Origin of the sequence: Methylobacterium sp. J-059 (genome assembly GCF_022829485.1) — a bacterium.
In the GTDB taxonomy this organism is placed as follows: Bacteria; Pseudomonadota; Alphaproteobacteria; order Rhizobiales; family Beijerinckiaceae; genus Methylobacterium.
The window spans coordinates 1-2,248 of the sequence record NZ_JAKSYA010000045.1; the positions used below are offsets into that span (position 1 = coordinate 1).

The window sequence follows — 2,248 nt, forward strand, 5'->3', positions numbered from 1 at the left end:
GGATAAACGAACGTTTTTCCGACGAGAAGGTGGAGCGGCTCGTTGACGGCTCACCGCAACCGGATTTCTGTCGGGAAAATATGACTGGTTTTCTATTGCGGATAAAACGTACCTGAATCACTATCCCGACATGCTCGTCGGATATGCCCGCGTTTCCACACTCGACCAGAACCTCGACCTCCAGCGTGATGCGCTGAAAGGCGCCGGGTGCGAGAAGCTGTTCGAGGAGAAGAAGTCCGGCAAGGCCGGGACCAAGCGGCCTGAGTTCGAGGCGGCGCTCGCCTACCTGCGACCCACCGACGTGCTCGTGGTGTGGAAGCTCGATCGCCTCGGCCGGTCACTCGTCGAGATGATGCGCACCATCGACAACCTGCGACTGAAGGAGATCCACTTCCGCTCGCTGACCGAGCAGTTCGACAGCGATACCGCGCATGGGCGTTTCGCCCTGCAGATGCACGGTGCCATGGCGGAGTACTTCCTCGACCTCAACCGTGAGCGTACGATGGAGGGGCTGAAGGCAGCATTGGCCCGCGGCCGGAAGGGCGGACGCCCGAAGAAGCTGACCGAGGCCGACATCGAGGTCGGCCGCGCCCTCCTCCAGACCGGCACCATCTCGATTGCGGCGATCGCCAAGCGGCTCGGGGTCAGCCGTGACACGTTCTACAGCTACTTCCCGCAGGCCCGCGCGCGTAGCCAAGCCATGGCTGCAGCGATCGCCAAGACCAGCTGATCCGATGCCGATCCGCCCGGAGCACCGCTTCTTCTACCCGATCGACTGGCCGCAGCTCTCGGCCACGATCCGCTTCGATCGGGCCGGCGGGGCTTGCGAGGGCTGCGGACGCCCGCATGGGCGGACGATCTACTGCCTGCGCGATGGCCGCTGGTGGGATGCGGCGGCCGGCACCTGGCGTGACGGCCAGGGCCGGACCCTTGCGACCCTGCCGACGATCGAGGATCTCGGGGGGATCCGTTCGACCCGGGTCGTGCTCGCCACGGCCCATCGCGATCACGACACCGCCAACAACGTGGCCGCGAACCTCGCAGCGTTCTGCCAGCGCTGCCACATCAACCACGACCGGCCGGAGCACCGCCGCCGGCGCTGGCGAACCTTGTTTCGCAGGCGAGCGATGGGCGATCTGTTTCAAGGGCGGCCCTGACCCGGCTGTCGCGCCGGCGGAAGTGCGACCGGTATCGGTATCGTGCAGCCCGTCGTATCTCGGCTGTCGGTAGGCTTGCGTTCAACGACAGCCGAGCGGATCGTCTTCGGCCGGTACGCAGGTACCCCCTTCGACCCCCGGCCCCCCTTCCACCCCTGACGCCCCAGCCTCGCCCCTCCCTTGCTGGAGAGGCACCGTCAGGACGCAGACCGATCGCGACAGCGCCTGTGTTGGCTCGGCTCGGCATCGTGGCGACGACGGACCACTCAGGTGGCTGGGCAGCCGGCAGGAGCGGCGGTGTGTGGCTGCGAACGGGGGAACCGAACGCGCCGCGACCTGCGGCCGGAGTACGCCCCCCGACACATCCGCCGCGCTTCGACAGACGCACCGGATGGCAAGGCAGTTGTCCGAAATCCCGATCGGCGTGGCCGGCTTCGCCCGCACGACGTCGCCGATCCGCGCTCGATCCACCGCTGCAAAAAAAGTTTCCGCCAATTTCGCGCGCATTTTTCCCGTGCTGAACAACCGGTCCGCGACGGCATTTCCGCAGGGATTGGACACCCCCCTACCGGGGTAGGTGAGCCTCCGCGCACAGCTTGGCTCACGTCTGTTCACGGGTTGGCCGGCTCCGAAGCGGTCCGATCCAGGTCGAGCCGACCGTAACCGCGCGCGCGGCATGGCGGCTGTACGTGTCGGCAGCAGCCGTAGGCGCATCGACAGCGCACAGCTCACCAGGCTGCAAGAGGAAGCGCCCTGGGACGCCAACGTCGTGGCACTGCCTGAGCTTGGAGGGCTGACGCGTCGCGCCGTGGGTATGCCAAGGCCGGTCATCGCACACCCGGCCTCGATCCGATCGTCGATCGAACCAAGCTCCGAGCGAACAGAAAACGATTTACGGCCTGATCGGCACGCCATCAAAGCCCTCACGCCAACGCCCCCGAAACCTTGCAAGCCGGTTTGGACGATCGGAGGCTGGTCGCGCTGTCATGCGACGGGGCCGTGTCTCCTCTCCTCAGAGGATGGCCGCAAAGCTACCAAGCTTTGGCGTTTCGTCAACCGGATGGGATGCTCGCCTGCTCCAATGGCGATCG

General features: G+C 66.1%; 3 protein-coding genes. All 3 read left to right on the forward strand.

Features of this window, described 5'->3' with window-relative positions; all coding sequences use genetic code 11:
* The first annotated feature begins 130 nt into the window (after positions 1-130).
* The gene (locus MKK55_RS04640; protein ID WP_243933521.1) at positions 131-730 is read left to right on the forward strand and encodes a recombinase family protein; all 600 of its coding nucleotides are present in this window, start codon (positions 131-133) and stop codon (positions 728-730) included.
* A gap of 4 nt (positions 731-734) precedes the next feature.
* Positions 735-1,157 (forward strand): hypothetical protein, encoded by a 423-nt coding sequence (locus MKK55_RS04645; RefSeq protein ID WP_243933522.1) that lies wholly within the window; start codon positions 735-737, stop codon positions 1,155-1,157.
* A 403-nt stretch (positions 1,158-1,560) separates the two neighbouring features.
* Complete coding sequence (locus tag MKK55_RS04650; RefSeq protein ID WP_243933523.1) at positions 1,561-1,734, forward strand: hypothetical protein; 174 nt, start codon at positions 1,561-1,563, stop codon at positions 1,732-1,734.
* Positions 1,735-2,248: the final 514 nt, after the last annotated feature.